The organism is Streptomyces jumonjinensis, from assembly GCF_009600885.1.
Classification (GTDB): Bacteria; Actinomycetota; Actinomycetes; order Streptomycetales; family Streptomycetaceae; genus Streptomyces; species Streptomyces jumonjinensis.
Genome location: NZ_VCLA01000207.1, coordinates 6,727 through 7,920, shown reverse-complemented (window position 1 = coordinate 7,920; position 1,194 = coordinate 6,727). Strand labels below are relative to the sequence as shown.

The window sequence follows — 1,194 nt, the reverse complement described above, 5'->3', positions numbered from 1 at the left end:
TCCGAGCCCGGATCGGTCTCCTCCAGCCGGTTCAGGAACCACATCCGCAGCTGGGCGAAGGAGAGCGGCACCACTTCGGGCCTGGCCTGGGGAATCAGCTGTGCCCGTGTCTCGCCACGATCGCCGTCGATCAGCCGGGCCACATCGGCGACCGTCGGCGTGATGAACAGATCCTTGATTCTGACCTCGGTGTCCAGGACGGCTCGGACCCTCGCGATCAGCCGCATGGCGAGGAGCGAGTCACCGCCGAGGTCGAAGAAAGAGACATCGGCGCCCACCCGATCGAGGCCCAGTACCTCGGCGAACAGTCCGCAGAGCACCTCCTCCATGGGGGTGGCCGGCCCGCGCCCACCGGTCGCTCCCGCGAAGTCGGGGGCGGGCAGGGCTGCCCGGTCGAGCTTGCCGTTCACGGTGACCGGCAGCGCGTCGAGCAGGATCAGGGCCGCCGGGACCATATAGTCCGGCAGCCGCGCGCCCGCGAACGCCCGCACCTCATCAAGGTCGATCCCCTCAGCTGCGGCGACGGCATAGGCGACGAGGCGTTTGTCGCCGGGGCGGTCCTCACGGGCGATGACGGCGACCTGGCCGACCGCCTCATGCGACGCCAGCACAGCCTCGATCTCACCGGGCTCCACCCGATAGCCACGGATCTTCACCTGCTCATCCGCACGACCCGCGAAGAGGAGCTCGCCGCCCTCGTTCCAGCGGGCCAGATCACCCGTCCGATACATCCGCCCGCCGTAGGGATTGGCGACGAACCGCTCCGCGGTCAGATCCGGGCGGTTCGCATAGCCCCGGGCCAGACCCTCGCCCGCGATATACAGCTCCCCGTTCACCCCCGCCGGAACCGGCTGAAGGAATTCGTCCAGCACGAACACACGCGTGTTGTCCCGCGGCCGGCCGATCGGCAGCACCGCAGGGGCTTCAGCCCCAGGAGCGACGGTGTGGACGGTCGCACAGAGGGTGGCCTCGGTCGGACCGTACAGATGCCGCACGGTCAGACCCGGACACACCTCCCGCGCCCTCGCCACCGCCCCCGCCGGCACCACATCACCACCGGTCAACACCTCCACCAGATCCACCAGCGTCTCCGGCGACTCCTCCGCCAGAACACCGAACAACCCCGCCGTCACATGCACCGCCGTCAGCTCATGCTCACGGATCAGCCCCGCCAGAGTCCCCGCGTCCACCGTC

The 1,194-nt window shown here is 69.4% G+C and carries 2 protein-coding genes; one reads left to right on the top strand and one right to left on the bottom strand.

The genetic code is table 11. The features are described 5' to 3' along the window. Nucleotides 1-1,133, bottom strand: a 1,133-nt coding sequence (locus FF041_RS37315; RefSeq protein ID WP_407698238.1) for a non-ribosomal peptide synthetase, incomplete at its 3' end; no start/stop codon positions are given. On the opposite strand from FF041_RS37315, the gene FF041_RS40730 reads away from it, so the two are divergent. Continuing rightward, nucleotides 1,077-1,194, top strand: a 118-nt coding sequence (locus FF041_RS40730) for a hypothetical protein (RefSeq protein ID WP_407698237.1), incomplete at its 3' end; no start/stop codon positions are given. The two genes, FF041_RS37315 and FF041_RS40730, sit on opposite strands and share 57 nt — an antisense overlap.